This window comes from Bacillus sp. JK106 (genome assembly GCF_053663355.1).
Genome location: NZ_JBSJQC010000003.1, coordinates 365,308 through 384,268 on the forward strand (window position 1 = coordinate 365,308; position 18,961 = coordinate 384,268).

Consider the following 18,961-nt stretch of genomic DNA (forward strand, 5'->3'; position numbering starts at 1 on the left):
TCCTCCATATCGACGTTCAATTTTCAGCGCAATCAGTAAGTCTTCATTTGTTTCCAAAACGTATTCGGGCGGGACTTATGTGCGTTTTCATGCAGGTTTTCAGCTTTGTCCGGACGGATGGGCCGGCGTTTTAATTCCTGTCTCGGCAAAGGCTTTCTAACCGGGGTGTACGCCTCTTGCTCCCAGGCTTCCACTATGACATGGGCATTCGTCCCTCCGTCAGCGAAGCTGCTGACGGCGGCAATCCGCGGTGAATCCGTCCATTCACGCAGAACGTGCGAAAAATAAAACGGCGAGGCGGACAGATCGTAATGCGTCATCGGCTCTTTGCCCGAAAGGAAAGGCACACGCATTCGGCGCGAAAGCATAAGCACTGTTTTAATGAATCCGGCAATCCCTTCAGCGCATAACGGGTGTCCGATATTCGGCTTCATCGACCCCAATTCGCAAGGCGCGCTGTTTTGCATACGGTACACCGCTTCAATCGCCCTCAGTTCCAAAAGGTCGGTTACTTCAGAGCCTGAACCGTTTGCTTCAATGTAGCTGATATCCTCCGCTTTTCTGCCGCTTTTGGCAAGCGCCTTGGCCATCACTTCTTTCTGCGCCTGTATATTCGGTGTGGCAGGCCCCGCGGTTCTGCCGTCATTGTTTACGGAAATGCCTTTAATGACCGCATGAATCCGGTCCCCGTCTTTTACAGCCTGGGCCGCTGTTTTTAAATACACCATTCCGACGCCTTCTCCCAATACGATGCCTCCGGTGCGGCGGTCAAAAATATGAAACGCAGGCTCTTCGCTTAACAGATTGCGAAGTTCGAACATCCGGTGGGTTTGACCGGATTCCAGCAGACTGACTCCCCCAACCACCGCTGAGTCGATTTCACCGCAAGAAAGCGCCTGTATCGCCATATTCATACCGACAAGCGCTGAAGAACAGGCCGTATCCAAAACGAGACTCGGCCCCTTCAAATCAAAGAACTGAGAAAGATTGGCCGCCAAGTAATTCGGGCCGGCGGCGACTATCGGATTTTTTGCATGCTTCAGACGGTTTTCGTCAGGCATACTGCCGCCGCGTCCTCCTAAATAGACACCGGCTGACCTGCCTTTCATTTCTTGTAAAGAGTAACCGCTGTCTCTGAACAGATGAAGCGCCTCTTCTAATATAAGAAAGGACTGGATATCCATTGCCTTGATGTCTTCTTCGGGAATAAGGAAAAACTCCGGGTCAAAATGCGTTACATTTTTTAAAAGGCCCGCATAATCCGCCTTCTCCGTTTTCCAGCGCTCTTTCGGCACCCTTTGAATGGCCGACGTTCCTTCAGACAGCAGCTTCCAATAAGCTTCAATTGATTCAGCTCCCGGAAAACGGCAGGACATTCCGACAACAGCGATGTCTTGCGCCGCTGCAGCGCCAGAAGGCTGAATGACAGCGGCTGCTGTTTGTTTGGGAACGTCCGGGATTACAGGCTGAACCGGTTTTGAAACGGCATCTTTGATTTCCGGATATGCCGTTTCAAGCCATCCCGCCAGCGCAGCAACCGTAGGGTATTCATACAGCACCGCCGGGTCAAGGTCAGCTTTGATCCTCATTCCGATCGCTCTGGACACTTGGGCAAGCATGATGGAATCGGCTCCGTAATCTTGAAACGGTGTATCAGATTCAAATCTTGACGGCTCCAGTCTTAATTCCCGGCAGCAAATGCCCGTCAGCCACTCCTCTACGCTTTCTGTCTCACCCTGTACATGCTGCTTTGTTTCGGTAAGGCCGGTTGAAAGCATCAGACGGTCGGGCTCCCATTTTTCCGGGTGAATGACGGCCGGCATAATAACAGATCCGCAATCGCCTGCCATAACGGCATCAAACAGACTCAGCCCTTCTCTGTCAGTGATGCTCTTTAAACCGCTTTTCAGATAGGCCCGGCTTTTTGATTCGCCCATACCCGTTTCTTTCCAGCTCGGCCATTGGATGCTCAGCACCGGAAAACCTTTTGCGGCCGCAAAATAATCCATATAGGCGTTAGCCATGGCATAATCGCTTTGTCCCGCTCCTAATTCGGGCATCACGCCGGACACTGAAGAAAACAGCGCAAAAAATCGGAGAGGCTCCTTGTGCAGCGCTTGATACAAAAGGTCCAGTCCGTCTGTTTTAGGTTCAAGCACGGGCATCATCTGTTCTCTCGTTTTGCGGATAAAGGCTGGATGATCGAGATCTACGGCTCCCGCTGCGTGTATCACGCCTCCTATCGGCCCCATCTTCTCTTTCACCCGGCTGACGGCCTGCTCATATTCAGGACCGGAAGATACAGTCAGCACTTCCGTCCGGACACCTTTTTGTTCGAGCTCTCTGATTCTTCTCACTTTATCGGAAAACGGGGAATTCCGTTTGATATGATCATCCCACTCCGCTTTCGGAGGCATTGTTTCTTTTCCGGTAAGCACGAGTTTCGTGACTCCGTAACGTTCGGCAAAATGCCGGGCGAATAAATATCCGAGTCCCCGGGTCCCTCCGGTGATCCAGAGCACATGGTCTTTCGGAAATGAAAATTCTTTTTCAGCTAAGCTGTTTGTTTCCTTTAACCGCGCGTGATAGCGCACATCGTTTCGGTAACACACTTCGATGTCTGCAGAATCGCGAAAAAACTCCTCTGCGATCTGGTTTGCCAGCTCGGGATCTTCGGCAGTCCGTTCTGCATCCATATGCCGCGAGCGGATATCCTTATACTCACTTTGGAGCATCCGGTACAATCCGGCCTTTTTTGCACCTGAAAGATTTATCGTTTCATTTGCAAAAGGTTCAAGCCCCTTTGTCACACAAAGCAGCTGAAGCTTTCGGCCGCGGTTTCTGTTGTCAATGAGACACTGCAGACGATGAATCCAGCCGTCATCATGCTTGATTTCCGTCCCGCACCCCGTCACATCAATCAGACCGCCAAACCGGGCCGCGTCCCCGGATATTTCCGGTGATGCAGCGTCAATGATTTCAGACTCGGGGAAATAACGGGACAGCTCAACGGCCAAATTTCCTGTCTGGTGATCAGCAGCTATTCCGATGACGCCCCGCACTTCCTTAACCGGAACACGGCTGCTTTCTGCCCAGCTTTTCTGTAAAAAGCGGAATTCACGAAATGTTTCAGAATGTGTTTCAGCATCACGAACATTGTCCGGCGCTGCATCGTCCGGCCAATAACGATCCTTTATAAATGGATAACCGGGAAGGCTGACGCGATGCGGCAGGCTGCCGTTATAAAGCTCTGACCAATCAATCTTCAGCCCTTTTACCCAAAGTTCCAGAAGCTTTGCGAATTTTTTTCTTTTCATCCATTTACGGACGGCTTCCTGCATATCTTCATCCTTAAAAACGGCTAGAATATCTTTATACTGTTTGCTTTTTCCCCTGAAGCAGCCGTCTGTTCCGCCGTCAATAAAACGCTGCAGTTTTTCCGCTAACTGCTCTGTCGACGTCACGATAAACGCCGCACGTTCTTCCATCGCTTCTCTTCCGGTTTGAAGGGTGTAAGCCGCATCCCGGAGGCTACGGTCTGTGACGTCATTTTTTCTGACCGCTTGAAGAAGCTGCTGCGCCCGCTGCTTCAGGCTGGCCTCCTGTTTGGCGGATAATAAAATGACTGCGGGATCTTCATCTGTGAATGGCTCAGAAATCTCCCTATCAGGTTCAATATATTCTTCTATCAATATGTGGGCATTTGCCCCGCCCGCGCCAAAAGAAGAGATTCCCGCGATTCTCGGAATCTCTTTCTGCGCCCCGTTTTCCTCAATGACCGGCCGTTTCCAGTCTGCCAATTCACGCTGCACCGCAAACGGCGTCCGGTCGAATGCAATATTCGGATTCAATTTTCGGCAATGTAATGAAGGGGCCAGCTTTCGTTTCTGAAACTGGAGCAGCAGTTTTGTTACACCGGCAATGCCTGCCGCGGCTTCCAAATGCCCGATATTGGATTTAACTGAGCTGATGGCGCAAAAGCCTTTATCTGACGTTTTCATTTGAAATGCCCGGGTCAAACCGTCAATTTCGATCGGATCTCCGAGTTCAGTGCCCGTGCCGTGGGCTTCGATACAGCTGATCATCCGCGGATGTATTCCTGATTTTTCAAGCGCGCCGGAAATCACGTCAGCCTGGGCGCTCGGACTCGGCACTGTATACCCGTTTGTTCTGCCGCCGTGATTGATATGAGTGCCGCGAATCACCCCGTAAATATGGTCCTTATCAGCCATCGCTTTTGACAGCGGCTTTAACAGCACGGCCCCGACGCCTTCCCCGGGAACAAATCCGTCCCCGCCTTCACCGAAACTTTTGCACGTTCCGTCTTTTGAAAGCATTCGATAGGCGCTGAGCTCCGCATAAGCCGAAGGATGCGTATACACATTCACACCGCCGGCAATCGCCATGTCACATTCGCCGCGAAGGATGTTTTCACACGCTTCATGAATTGCAGTCAGCGAAGACGAGCACATCGTGTCGACCGGCATGCTCGGCCCTTTCAGATTAAGAAAATAGGAAACTCTGTTGGCCGCTGAACTGAACGACGTTTTCGGCTGCAGGGTGCCGCCGTTTTTCCAGTACATTCCGTACCCGTTTTTCGTAATGCCCGCAAAAACGCCGACCCGGCCGTTATACAGATTCTCAAGCTGTTCCTTCGTATAACCGGCATCCTCCAGCACCTGCCAGCACATTTCAATAAAGAGACGCTCCTGCGGGTCCATATTCAAAGCATCACGGGGTGAAATTTGAAAAAACAGCGGATCAAAGAAAGCGGCATCTTTCAGAAACCCGCCCCGCTTACTGTAACTTTTCCCTGCTTTCACGGCCGCTTCGGGATCAGGGTTGTAGTACTTGTCCTTTTCCCAGCGCTCTTCGGGAATTTCCGTCACACAGTCTTTTCCGGCCGCTAAGTTATCCCAGTACGCTTCAAGTGTTTCAGCTTGCGGATAACGTCCGCTGACGCCGATAATCGCAATCCCTTCTTTTGTCTGTTTCTCATTGGAAAAAGCAGGCCGTTTCTTTCGCTTGATAAACGACGGAAGCACCGGAAAATCTTCATTTGCCAAAACCTGTTCTGATATGCCTGAACGGTGCTCATCATCATTTGTCCATTTTCGGCATTCATTCGGATAATCCGTGACAAAGTGAGCTGCCAGGGAGCCCAGTGTCTTATATTCGTAAAAAACCGTTTTGGAAAGGTCACCGAAAAGCAGAGACAATTCGCGGTTCAATTTCGTCACAGTGACTGAGTCGATTCCGTAAGTTTCCAGCGGCTCTTCAGTATCTATGTTGGAAACAGCAATTTTTGCAGTCAGGCCAAAAAGCGTTTTGAGCTGAAGAAGCGTTTGTTCATACAAACGTTCACTGCGGTGTTCGGTATTGGTTTTTCCGGAAGCGCCCGTCTTGATGACAGGCTGCAGCTTCAACCCCGACAGGGAAGCCCATATTTTTCCTTCTTCATCACATAAATCAATATAAAAGCTCCCCGCCTTCTCTTGTATCTCGGCCCATACCTTGTCAGGACAAGATTCATAAAACAAAAGCTCGTCCAATGAAACCGGGGCGAGCGTTTTATATTCTTTGCCGCCAAGCAGCGCGCATGCCTCTGTCACACTTTGCATCACACAGGGAGGGAGGCCGAATCGGGCGGATTCTTTTTGGTCTGTCAATGGAATTGATATGTCTGCCAGCATCCGTCCTGCTGAGGCGTAAATACGCTCAATTCCTTTCATGTGCTCACTGTATTGAACGGTATCGTTCTGAGTGATGGCTTCAATTTGCTGCTGATCCATCAGGGAACCGCTGTTTTCCATCAAGCGGCTGATATCCAGCATGCCGGGCGCAGCATCAACTGGCTGAATCGTCCCTTGGCTGTACACATCATAATGACTGGAATCAGCAGAAAATGGATTATAAATCTCAAACCTTTTGGCTTCACCCTCTGCGGGTATCAGCCTGATTTCGATATGGAACGGCTCAGCCTCAGTCAGAATGGGCTTTGACCACACGATATGCGTCAGCCGGACAGCCGCAGTCTCCTTTACTGTCAAAACAGCCGCAGCTCTCGCCATTTCCAAAAGAAGTTCTCCAGGCATAAGCTTTTTATGCTGTAAAGAAACATCAGCGAGAAAAAATTCCCGGCCGCTGAAAGCTGCCGAGAATCCCTGTCCCGTTTCATCGGAAATATGCTGCTGAGCAAGCGGATGAAGGGAAGCCGCTTGGCGAAGTCCCATCCGCATATCATAATCACGCAAAATGCCGATCGCATCCTGTTTTGTCATTTTTTTATTTTTGACGTCAGAAAAAACCCGGTACAGAAACTCTTTCATATGGTTTCCTCCATTACGCTAATCCCTGTAAAAACCGATCGTTCTTTTTACAGCGGCTTCTATGCTTATTTCGTTTTTCTCCAATTCATCAAGCAGGCGCTCATAAGTCTCAAGCGGGGACGTATCAGTCCCGTAAGTCTCCCGGTGCCTTATATGCTGCGCACTGTGCGGTATCCAGCAATGTGTTTTCGCAAAAGGATAGACGGGCAGGCTGACTTTTTTCGGTCTTTCGTCCTGATACAATTTACTCCAATCAACATGCAAGCCTTGCACCCATAATTTTGCAAGCATTGCATACTTTCCTGCTTCAATCCATTGATCTACGGCCCCGCTCATTTCTGCATTGTCCGTCATCTCTGTAAACAGCTGTTTCATCGCTTTGTTCCGGCCTGTAAAGAAATTCTGCCCCGTCTCCTTGCCGCTGAGGAAATCATTCAGCGCGTTCGTAAGCTCTTCTTTTGTTTCAGCAATGACGGCAAGGCGCTCTTCCATTTCATCCCGGCCAAGCTGAAGCGTATAAGCGATATCCGCAAGAGCTCCGTCAGCTGAATGTGACTTTTCCAAATATCTGCGCAGCTGTTCCGCACGTTCCTTCAGCTGTTCCGCCGTCTTTGCCGAGAGAATGAATAAGGACCGCTGAAGTTCACCGGCCGTCCATTGTTTCTCTTCAACAGGAGAAACATATTCTTCGAGCACGACATGAGCATTGACACCGCCAAATCCGAACGAGCTGACACCCGCTCTCCGCGGCAGTTCATTTCCGCTATCATCAGTCGCCGCTTTCCACGGCTGAGTGTCGCGGACGAAATAAAACGGGCTGCCGTCGAGGCTGATATACGGATTAACGGTTTCACAATGCAGACTTTTAACGAGCGTTTTGTGCTGCATCTGCAAAATAATTTTTAAAAGACCGGCCATGCCGGCGGCAAGCTCTGTGTGGCCGATATTCGTTTTGACGGAACCGAGGCCGCAATGAGGCTGCTCGGGTGCCGTTACTCCGGCTTTCTGATAAAGCGCTGCAAAAGCCGCTTTGAGTCCGTTGATTTCTATCGGATCTCCGAGCGCCGTTCCCGTGCCGTGGGCTTCAATATAACTCACTGTACGGGGGTCGATGTTCGCTTGCTGATACGCTTTTATCATGACTTCTGTCTGCGCTTTCGGATTCGGCGATGTAAGGGAAGCCGCCCTTCCGCCATGATTTTCCGCCGTTCCGCGGATAACGGCATAAATACGGTCGCCGTCACGTTCCGCATCGGATAATGTTTTCAAAACAATCATGCCGGCACCTTCAGCTCTGACATACCCGTCCGCTTGATCGGAAAATGTTTTGCAGCGCCCGTCTTCACTGAGCATTCCCGCTTTATTAAAGCTGATATGCATATCCGGCGACACAATAGCATTGACGCCTCCTGCAATCGCGATGCCGCAGTCTCCGGCCTGAATTGCTCTGACCGCACGGTGGACAGCGACCAATGAGCTTGAACAGGCGGTTTCAATCGGTTCGCTCGGCCCATGTATATTCAGAAAATAGCTCATGCGGTTCGGACCGATTGACGGAACCGTTCCGGCGGCGGAAGAACCCTCAATCTCTATATGGAACTTTGAAGCTTCCTGGGCGTAACCGCTGTTTGCCGTGCCTGCAAAAATGCCTGTATTTGTACCTGACAGGCTTTTGGCAGAGCAGCCGGCATCTTCAATCGCTTTCCATACATGCATCATTAAAAGTCTTTGCTGAGGATCCATCATTTCGGCTTCATGCGGAGAAATACCGAAGAATAAAGGATCAAATTGAGCGGTTTCATCAATGAAGCCGCCCCACTTTACATTGCTCGCATTTTTATCTTTCTGCGGATCTCCGTAATACTGTCTCCAGTCCCAGCGCTCCGGCGGTATTTCAGAAATGCAGTCTTTTTCTCCGGCTAAATTCTCCCAAAACATTTCCGGATTTTCAGCCATTGGAAATGCACAGCTGATTCCGATTATCGCCACGGGCTCTTCAGGTGCAGCTGCGGTTTTTGTTTTAGGAAGGCGGGACGGAATCGAGAATGGCTCCGTCTTCATTTTTTTACGCTCAACCGGTTTCTCCGTTTCTGTTTCTTCCTGTGAGCCGAATGTATCCGGATGTTCCGTCAGCAAGTATTGGGCAAAACTAAAGACTGTCGGGTATTCAAAAAACACGGCCGGTGTCAGTTCAAGCCCATACATTTTATTTAGTTCATTTGCAAACTGCGTGAATGAAACCGAATCAAAACCATAATCTCTCATCTCTGATTCAGCATCTATTTCTTCTTCTTTCACCTTCAGAATGCCTGATATCATATGTTTGAGTTCCGCTTGTACTTTATTTGGCAGATGGACGTGCATCTTCCTTGACACATGAATGCTACGTGACGGTTCCGACGCTTCAGGCATCAGGTTTTTTCGAATCCGTTTCTCATCGCCCTCTGCCACCATGACCTGGTGTTCTCCGGAGGCAAAAGCGGCGTACAGCGCTTGGATGCCTGAAGCCGATCGCATGGCTTTCATTCCGGTCTGTTCATACATCAGCCGTTCTGTCTCTTTGTCCACACGCATACCGCCTTCTTCCCAAAGCGGCCAGTTGACGGACAGGGTCTGCCCGCTCCGCTTGTTGTCCCGCACGAGACGGTTTCGGCGGGCTGCATATACGTCCATAAATGCGTTGGCTGCCGCATAACCGGCCTGCCCCGGATTTCCCATGCCTCCCGCCAAGGAAGAAAACAGAATGAAAAAGTCCAGCCGCATATCTTTCGCTGCTTCATCAAGATTGATAAGCCCTTTCACTTTCGGCGCCATGACGGCCTTCCGTTCGTTTTCTGTCTGGTTCAGAATGTAGTTGTCGGCGATCACGCCGGCGCCGTGAATGATCCCGTCGAGTGTTCCGTGCTCCTCCTGTATGCCGCGGACGAGGGCGATGACCGCCGCCCTGTCTGTCACGTCAACCGGTTGATACAGTACGCGGGCACCCGTCGCTTCCAAGCACCGTAAGCGGGCGGAGCGGTCTTTATCAAGCGCTTCCGCCCTTCCCGTTAATATGAGGACGGCGTTTTTGACGCGGGAGGCTATTTCTTCAGCGAAAATCAGTCCGATGCCGCCCGCTCCCCCGGTGAGGAGGTAAACCCCTTTGTCTTTCCACGGAACGGTGCCGCTTTGAGGTGGCAGATGACGCCAGTTTCTGACGAGACGTTTGCCGCCTTCATAACGGATTTCCGCTTGTTCAGGGTGCGCCCGGTTTTCTTTCAGCTTGGCAAAAAGCGCTGATGCTGACTCGTCCGGATCGGCTTGGATGACTTGGCCGTACAGCTTCGGATGTTCAAGGTGAGCCGTTTTCAGAAAAGCGGCCAGCCCCGCCAATACATTGTCTTCCCCCCTGTCGGGGACAAGAAGCTGGATCAGCGTTTTTCCCTTCTGTTTTTCTTTGATAAGACGCTTGACGATCGCTGACAGCTCCGCCGCACAGGCGTCATAACGGTCTTCAATTGGACCTTCGCCGTCAGCCGCACATACGGCGACGTTTATGTCCTCAGCGTTCATTCCGCCATACAGCGTCACGTATCTGAAAGACTCTTCTTGTCCGCCGTCTTCACCCGGCGGTGATTCCTGCCACTTTGGCTGAAGCAAGAGCGGTTTTCCCTCCGTTTCCTCCTCCAGAAAACGGGCGGTGAGCCCCGTCAATCGGACACATACCTCGCCGTTTTCATCACACAGCTCAATATGATAGGCGCCGTCCGCTGAGGAAAGCACCGCCCACATCGTCTCCCGGCACGCAGAAAACACCTGCATATCCCGGAGGGCAAACGGCAGAAACGGCCGTCCGGACGCGGAACCGTCTGAGAGCACGAGACCGATAGAAGCCTGAAGGGCGGCGTCCAGCATGCTCGGATGCAGGATGAACGGCTCCTTTTCTTCGCGGACGGACGGCGGAAGAGTGAGCTTCGCGAGCACTTCTCCGCTTCCGGCATAGACGGCGTCAAGCGCCTGATGAGACGGTCCGTAGGTGATGCCGAGGCTGTCGAATGCTTCATAGCACTCAGCCTTTGACATGCGCCGGCCGCCGCAGCGCGCCTGAACCGCCTCCACATCGAGTACAGGAGCACGCTCCGTCTCTTCGAGCACGGCCTTTCCCTGGAAAAAGACAAGCGGCTCTTCCCCTTCGGCATACGCTTCAAAAGCAATGTCTCCGTTTTCTTCCGGCTGAAGCTTTACATGAAGCGTCACGCCTTCAGAAAGCGCCGTCACCGGGCGGAGCCAAACGATCTGTTTGAGCCGGACACCCGCTTTCCCGCCCGGCAAGTCCTCAGCGGCAAGTGTAACGGCGGCCCGGGCCATTTCTAAAGCAGCCGCGCCCGGAAGCACCGGTTTTCCATTGACGATATGATCAGCAAAAAACGGTTCATGCCCTGAAAAAACAGAAGTAAAGCGCTGGGCGGTAAAGGTCGATGTATTCGCGTGGAGCAGCGGGTGAAGTCTGGCTGCTTTCTCACTTTCCGCTGAGCCTGTTTTGTCAAGTGACACATCAGCTTTTGTGACCCAATATCGGTCTTTGGCAAAAGGGTAAGCCGGGAGACTGATGCGGCCCGGGTTGCGCTGATAAAGAGCTGACCAATCGACGTCAAGTCCTTTAACCCAAAGGTCAAGCAGCTTTCCGTATTTCCCTTTTTTCAGCCAGGCATTTATGGTAAGCGCCATATCTTCATCGGAAGTGAGCGAAGCCGCCAATGAATGATGTTTGGCTGTCCTGCCCCGCCAGATATGAGCATGTTCGATATTATGATCGTTTGAGAAACTCATAAGCTTCATTTTCAGTTCTTCTATCGACTCGGCCGTAAATGCAAGCCGCTCAGCCATCGGTTCTCTTCCCGCCTGAAGCGTGTAAGCGATTTTGGCCAAATCCCCGTCAGAACGTTTTTTTCTTATGACATCATCCAGAAGCTGGCGGGCGCGCTCTGTCAATTGCTGCTCATTTCGTGCTGATAAAATAATAACAGCCGGTTTTTGCGGAGAAACAGACGCGTTTTCCATTGGTTTCAGGCTGTCAGACGGCACATATTCCTGAATGATGACATGCGCGTTTGAACCTCCTGCTCCAAATGAGGAAATACCGGCAATTCTCGGATATTCTTTCATTTCACCCGTGATATTTAAGACAGGTCGTTTCCATTCCGTTTCTTTTTGCTGTACGAAAAACGGAGTGTGCTCAAACTCAATATTCGGATTCAATTCCGCCGCATGCAATGAAGGGGCAATCCTCTTATGTTTCAATTGGAGAAGCAGTTTGGTGATTCCCGCAATCCCGGCAGCGCTTTCTAAATGTCCGATATTTGATTTAATTGAACCGATGGAACAAAACTGCCGGTCTTCTGTTGTCAGGCGAAAAGCTTTCGTTAACCCGTCGATTTCAATCGGATCACCGAGCGCAGTGCCCGTTCCGTGGGCTTCCAAGTAACTGACCGTTCTCGGGTGAATGTCTGTCCGTTTCAACGTCTCTGCGATCAGATCAAACTGCGCTTTCGGATTCGGCACCATATAAGCGTTTGTCCTGCCTGCTGCGTTCAGCATGCTTCCTTTGATAACGCCGTAAATATGATCGCCGTCTTTCTCCGCTTGAGCAAGCGGCTTTAACACAATCGCCCCTACTCCTTCACCGTCAACAAAACCGTCCGCCCTGTCTCCGAAAGATTTGCATTTATCACCGGGAGACAGCATTGAAAAAGCGGACAGCCGCTCATAGTGAGCCGGATCAACGATAAGATTGACTCCGCCGGCAATCGCTGTTTCACTCATTCCGCTCCGCAGGCTTTCTGCAGCGAGATGGACAGCTGTTAAAGAAGAAGAGCAGGCTGTATCCACTGCCATACTCGGCCCTTGGAAATTGAACAAAAACGATACTCTGTTTGCGATAGACCAGTCGCTGGGAACTGTCGGGTAATTGCTGTTCATCACACCGACAAAGACTCCGATTTTCCGGCTGTCACATAGCGTGGCCGGGGTGTACCCCGCATCTTCAATGCTTGAATAAGCAGTCTGCAGAAACAACCTTTCCTGTGGGTCCATCCTTTCAGCTTCCGCGGGAGATATACGGAAAAACAGCGGATCAAATTTATCAATGTCATCGAGGAAACCGCCCCATTTTGAATAAATGGACCCCCATTTTCCGCGTTCCTCGTTATAAAACGTTTTCCAGTCCCAGCGATCTTTCGGCACTTCAGTAATAGAATGCCTGCCGGCTTTTACATTTTCCCACAGCTCATCAACGTGAGCGGCGCCCGGATACCGGCCTGACAGACCGATGACAGCGATATCCTGGATATAGGGATCTCCGTTTGTCCTGCTGCCTTCCTCGTTTTGAGGAATTACATTCAGGTTATCTGTGTGATCAGACAGCTGCTCCTCACGCACACCCATTGCTTTCATAAATGCTCCCCGCTGAGAAAGAAGCAGGTAATCCGCGATTTCTTCTATCGTCTGATATTCAAAAAAGAGGGTGCTGGTCATTTGGTCAAACACGTTACGAAAAGCATTTGTAAGCCTGACGACCAGAATAGAATCCAAACCGTATGCGGTTAAGGAAACCGACGGATCCATTCTCCCGCTCGGAATCTTCAGCGTTTTTCCTATTAATTCCGTCAGATATGTGATGCCCCGTTCCCTTACGTTTGGAATCGGCGCGGCGCTTTCTGCGGGAGCCTGCACCCGTTCGGCGTTTTCAGGATGAGCCCGTCCATTCCCGAATTGCCGCTCGAGCGCTTCTTTACGGGAAGACAGAAAGTAATCAGCAAGCTCATCAATGGTTTGATATTCAAAAAACAAAGTGCTGCTGACAGAACCGAAGACGTCTTTTAACGCGTTGGTCAGTCTGACGACCAGTATGGAATCCAATCCGTATGCGGTTAAAGGTTCATGGGATAAAAGACGATGCGCCGGCACTTTAAGCGCTTCACCGATTACCTTCTTCATCAGTTCAACGCTTTTTTCTCTCAAGCTGAAATGCAAGGTATCATCCGAAAGACCATCTGCGTCATACGGACGGCGCTCCGGTTTTTCTTCTGACGCCTGCGGGAGGGCAAGCCTGACCGTTCCGTCACTTTCAGCCGCTATAATCTGCTGGCCCAAGTCGTGTGCGGCTTCAGCCGGAAACAGAGGATGGACGAATCCTTCAAGTGAAAGCGCTTCCCCCCAGCCGGCCGGCTCAACCCCCGGACAGCCCGGAATCCGTAAATCATGATCCTCATACAGCCACCAGCCTTCAAGAAGGCCGAATGTCACATGGTTAAATATGGTGCGGCTGTTGATCTCATTTATAAACAACTGGCCGTTTTTTTGCAGCATTGCTTTCGCATGGCGCAGCGTAGAGCGGATATTTTTTGTCGCATGAAGCACATTGGTCGCGATCACTGCGTCATACGTGCCGATGTCCGGCACTTCTGTTGATACCGGCTGCTCAGCGTTGAATATTTTATAAGTGACATAAGGATATTCCGGACCGAATATGTCTTCTGCATGTAAAAGAAATGCTTTAGAAATATCCGTGAAACAATATTCGGCAATATGCGCTTCATACGGTTTCAATTTTCTCATGACCGCGGCGCTCGTCCCGCCCGTTCCGGCTCCGATTTCTAAAATGCGGATTTTCGCCTGCGGGTCTTTTTCCAGACGTTCCCGCAGAACTGCAATCAATGTGTCAGCAAGCTTGTCATTGAAAAAATCAGAAATGATATTATTGCGGTAAATACCTTCCACAAGACGGAAAGAGGAGTCTGGGAACATCACTTCCGTTGCCGGAAGCTTACCGGTTAAAATGTCTGGAAGCACACGCAATGTCTCTTCTGCCAATCTGACATGCGCCCTCATGTCTTTCTGGCGCAGCCAAGTCTCTTTTTTCCGCTCCCATTCCTCCCACACCTGCCCTAAATCCGTTTTTTCCTGAGCAAGCGCTAATTCAGTCAGGAAGACAAAGCTCTCTTTCAGCCATCTGCTGTATTGTTCCGTTATGCCGGCAGCCGATTGAAATAACGGCAAAGTCTCATCAAGCCTTGTGCCCATCTCATAAAGGGTTGATACAAGTATTTTTTCAATGAGGGATTCCATCTCTCTCATGCAGCTCATGACATTTGATGCTTTTACCCGCTCAGCTTCGTCATTCTGCGTGATGTTAACCGCTAATTGTCCGAGTGCGGAAGGAATCTTTTCCGGATAAACCGTTACTTGTTCTTTCAGATCATCTTTCATAAAAACCGGATCTGTCGTTTTGATCAGCGCCAGCTGGTCATAAGGTCCCGAAAGCAGGGTTTCCAGCGTTTTCATCGCTTCGGGCGCCTCAATAGAAGCGATTCCGTCCCGCTCCATCCGTTTCCGGTATTGTTCTGAAGCGACAACGCCGACACTTCCCCAAAAGCCCCAATTGACAACCTTTACGGCATACGGCGCTTTTTGTGAGATCCGCTTAGCAAAAGCGTCTTTAAACGTGCACCCGGCGGCATAATTGCTCTGTCCCGGCGCTTTTTGAAACGACATCATCGAAGAGAAAAACAGCAAGAAATCCAGCGGTTCCCCTTCAGCTACCCGGGCAATCTGCAAGCTGACATCAGTTTTTGCAGAAAGTGAAGCGCGGAACTGGTCCTCTTCCATATTGGCAAAACTCCGGTCTGATAACACGATGGCGGAATGAATGATTCCGCGCACCTTTCCATGTTCCTTCACAATGGTGTCATACGCCCGCTTGAGAGAATCATAATCCGCAGCATCCGCGCTGAAATATTGCGGTGCGGGACCTAAAGCCGCAAGTCTTTTCAGCTTTCTTTCAATCTGTGTATCTTTTTTCCGTCTCCCGATCCAGACAATTTTCGCCTGATAGGTCTGAATCATATATTCAGTCCATACTTCTCCTATTCCGCCTGCTCCGCCGATAATCACATAAACCCCGCCGTGCCGGTATAATGAAGGCTCACCTGCATGAGTCTGGCAGACGGCCAATTGCTGGCGGTGCCACTGACCTGCACGAAAGACCCACGGGTTTCCCTCGGGGTCCGCCGGTAAAGAGAAGATATCGGGAAGATGCCGGTCTCCCCTTTGAGATTCCAAATCAAGAAGCCGGATGCTCCAATTGCTGTATTCTTTTGCGAGCGATCCCGCTAATCCGTGTATGCTTGCATGACTCGGATTAACCTCATCATGTTCATGAATCGGCTGTGCTTGAAACGTGCAGAGTGTCAATGATAGTTGTTCCGTGTCAAAATTCAGAAGCAGAAGCGATTTTACCAGCCGGAAAAGCTGCATGACCCCGTGCTCCTGTCCGTCGGCCGTATCCGCATCATAAACGGATGGAATCGGATGATCCGGCGCCGCCCATATCATGTGTTGAAAAGAGCCTTGCGCTTTCAGTGTTTCAGCCATTTGTTCCGCGCTGTCCAAAGAAGTGATGTCCGGAAAACGGACATCGGAATACATCTCTTTCAAAGCCTGCTGAAAATCCGGCCCGCCCCCGATGACGATTATTTTTTCTTCACGCATGAAAGACATGCCGGTTTCCGGAATGGTGACGGTGTTCCAAACCGGTGTCATAAGCAATTCCGTTTCACGGCTTTTCTTCGGCGTGAAGCCGGCTTTTTGGTTAAACCCGGCGCTTTCCTGCACCTCTTTTATGATAAAATCTTTCACTGCCGCCAGCAGCACGCCGCGCTCATCACAAATATGCAAATCAAATTGGTGAACGGAGGCCGCTTTTACCTCCGCATGCACAAATACGGTTTTCGCTAACGGTTTAAGCAGCTGTATTTCTCCGAAGGAAAACGGTACGATAAGCGCAGGCTCTTTTTGAAATTGCAGCACATGCGCCATTGCGGTTTGAACAGCGCCATCCATTAAGGACGGGTGCAGGATGTACTGTTTAAAATCGGCTTCCAAGTGTGACGGGAGCGTTAATTTGGCCAGTGCTTTCCTTTCTGTATAAGAAAATTCGCGGATGACCTGAAAACTGTCCTTTTGCACGATTCCCGCCTCAGAGAACGAGTGATAGATGTCTTTCGGCTCCGTTCTCTGCGAAAATAACGCCGGGAGCTGAAAGACCTGGACCTCAAAAGGCGCTCCTTTTTCTTTACAAATCACTTCTCCTTGCGAAAAGAGAGTGCCGGCCGCTCCTTTTTCCTTAATGACATAGCTTATACGCTCTTTTTCCGCTTCAAACTCTATCATGACGGATCTTGGGTCTGTCCCTGTCACAATCGGTTCCATGTACCACACATTTTGGAGAGAGACGGCCGGGCGTTCTCCCCACAATGCCGCGCCGTATGCCGCCATTTCCAGATGACAGACTCCGGGGAGCACGTATTTTTCGTTCACTAAATGATCTTTAAAGAAATATTCATCCTTGGAAAATATCTTTTGAAACGTCCCTTTCCGGGCGGATGAAACATTCTCATCTAGCAGAGGATGCAGCGCTTCACGCCTTTTGGTATTTTGGGGCTTTTTTGTATACCGCTTTTTTTGATCGGTCAGCCAGGACGTTTCCTTTAAAAACGGATACGTAGGAAGCGGAACTTTCTGATACGGCGTTTCCGGCTTTTTGCAACCTTGAAAGCCTTTCACCCACAGCGCGGCAAATTTTTCAGGATCTGAAACGGATTGGCCAGAAACGTCCGGCCGCCCGGGTGACGCTTTTCCGAAGTAAATATGCCTGCCGCCGCTGTGACCGCTCACAAATCCGTCCAATCGCTGTTTCAGCTCAGAAAGAGATGATGCGATTACCGCAAGCCGGAAGGAGAAAGGCTCTCTGCCTGACAATAGGGTGGCAGCGATATTTTCCAGGCTGTATCCGCCGGCAGAAGGCAAGTTTTCCAATCGGGCAAGAAAGGAGCTCAATTTCCCGGCATATTCTTTCAGCTGCTGTTCGGAATGTGCGCTTAGTACGACGGCATGCGGTTTTTGCTCAGTATTCCCGTCCGCTTGCCGTTTTGGCTGATAAGCACCTACGATCAGATGGGCATTAGAGCCTCCTGCGCCGAATGAACTGATTGCGGCGATTCTCGGTTTATCTCCTTCAGCCGGCCACGGCCGATTGTTTCGGACGACATAAAATGGCGAATCAGAAAAAGAAATCTTGCGGTTCAGTTCCTCGGCGTGCAGACTGGCGGGAAGCGTTTCATGTTTCATGCTTAAAAGCACCTTGATTAAACCGGCGATCCCTGCAGCCGCTTCCAAATGTCCGATATTGGATTTCACCGAGCCGATTCCGCAGTCATTTTTCTCATCGGTCTGTTTCTCAAATGCCATAGACAGACCGCGTATCTCAATCGGATCGCCGAGTGCCGTGCCGGTACCGTGAGCTTCAATGTAGCTGATATCCGCCGGACTTACCGCGGCTCTGTTTATAGCGGATAAAACCAGGTCCCGGTGCGCTTCCGGATTCGGCACCGTATACCCGGTCGTTTTGCCGCCGTGATTAGTGGCGGACCCCTTAATGACACCGTAGATGTGGTCGTTGTCCGCAATCGCTTTTTTCAATGGTTTTAACAAAACGGCTCCCGCGCCTTCGCCGGGCACGTAACCGTCTCCGCCTTCACCGAAACTGCGGCATTTTCCTTCAGAAGACAGAAAATGCGATTGGCTTAAAAACATGTATTTTTGCGGATGTAAGCTGAGGTTGACGCCTCCGGCAAGCGCCATTTCACAGTCGCCCGACATAATGGCCTGACAAGCCTGATGGACGGCGACAAGCGATGAAGAACACGCCGTATCAACAGCGATGCTCGGCCCATGGAGATCAAGGAAATAAGAAACCCGGTTCGGAATGCCCCAATATAAGGAGCCGGGGCCTTTATACTGATCTTTGAGGAAACCTTCTTCGTGTGCAATTAATGAATATTCATTCCAGGTCACTCCGGCGAATACACCGATTTGATCCGTCGGCCTCGCCGCCGGGTTCCCGTAACCGGCATCCTCCATCGCTTCCCAGCAGCACGTGACATACAATTTTTGCTGAGGGTCCATTAAATCAGCTTCCCACGGGGAAACAGAAAAAAACAGCGGGTCAAATCGATCCGGACGATCAATAAAACCTCCCCATTTACTGTATGACGCGTATTCTGCCGTTTTCTCTTCCGAGTAATAAGAGCTGTCCCATCTGTCCTCAGGGATTTCGGAGACACAATCTTTATTTTCCATTAAATTGTCCCAAAAATCATGCTGGTTTTCCGCTTTCGGAAACATCCCGCTCATTCCGATAACCGCAATATCAGAACTCCTATCCGTTCCCGGTACAGGCACCTTTTCAGCCGCCTGTACAGGAAGCAATTCTTCTTCCTGCCGGCTTCCCGTATCAGGCTCCGTTTCTTTGAATTCAAGAACGCTTTCGGGATTTCGTTTCTGCGCACTTAAAAACTCACTCAATTTCTCAATGTTCGGATATTCAAACAGCAGCGTTTCAGAAAGGCCGGTAAATTCTTTATGCAATATGGTCATGATTTCTTCACTGATGAGAGACGTCACGCCAAGAGTAAAAAAAGCGGTTTTATCTTCTGCTTCGGTCACCTCGGCACCCAGCTTTTCCGCTATTACCGTTCTTAAAAATTCGTTAATACATTTCATGAAGATACCATCCCTTGTACAAAAGAATTTTT

The 18,961-nt window shown here is 50.4% G+C and carries 2 protein-coding genes; both read right to left on the bottom strand.

The window, feature by feature from the left end:
• Nucleotides 1-32: 32 nt before the first annotated feature.
• Complete coding sequence (locus ACWJJS_RS12220; protein WP_454023606.1) at nucleotides 33-6,329, bottom strand: beta-ketoacyl synthase N-terminal-like domain-containing protein; 6,297 nt, start codon at nucleotides 6,327-6,329, stop codon at nucleotides 33-35.
• 18 nt (nucleotides 6,330-6,347) lie between these two features.
• Entirely contained in the window at nucleotides 6,348-18,929 is a 12,582-nt protein-coding gene (locus tag ACWJJS_RS12225) for an SDR family NAD(P)-dependent oxidoreductase (protein WP_454023607.1), read from the bottom strand.
• Nucleotides 18,930-18,961 lie beyond the last annotated feature (32 nt).

Coding starts and splice junctions, on each gene's coding strand:
- ACWJJS_RS12220 (WP_454023606.1), bottom strand. CDS start 6,329: ATGAAAGAGTTTCTGTACCGGGTTTTTTCTGACGTCAAAAATAAAAAA.
- ACWJJS_RS12225 (WP_454023607.1), bottom strand. CDS start 18,929: ATGAAATGTATTAACGAATTTTTAAGAACGGTAATAGCGGAAAAGCTG.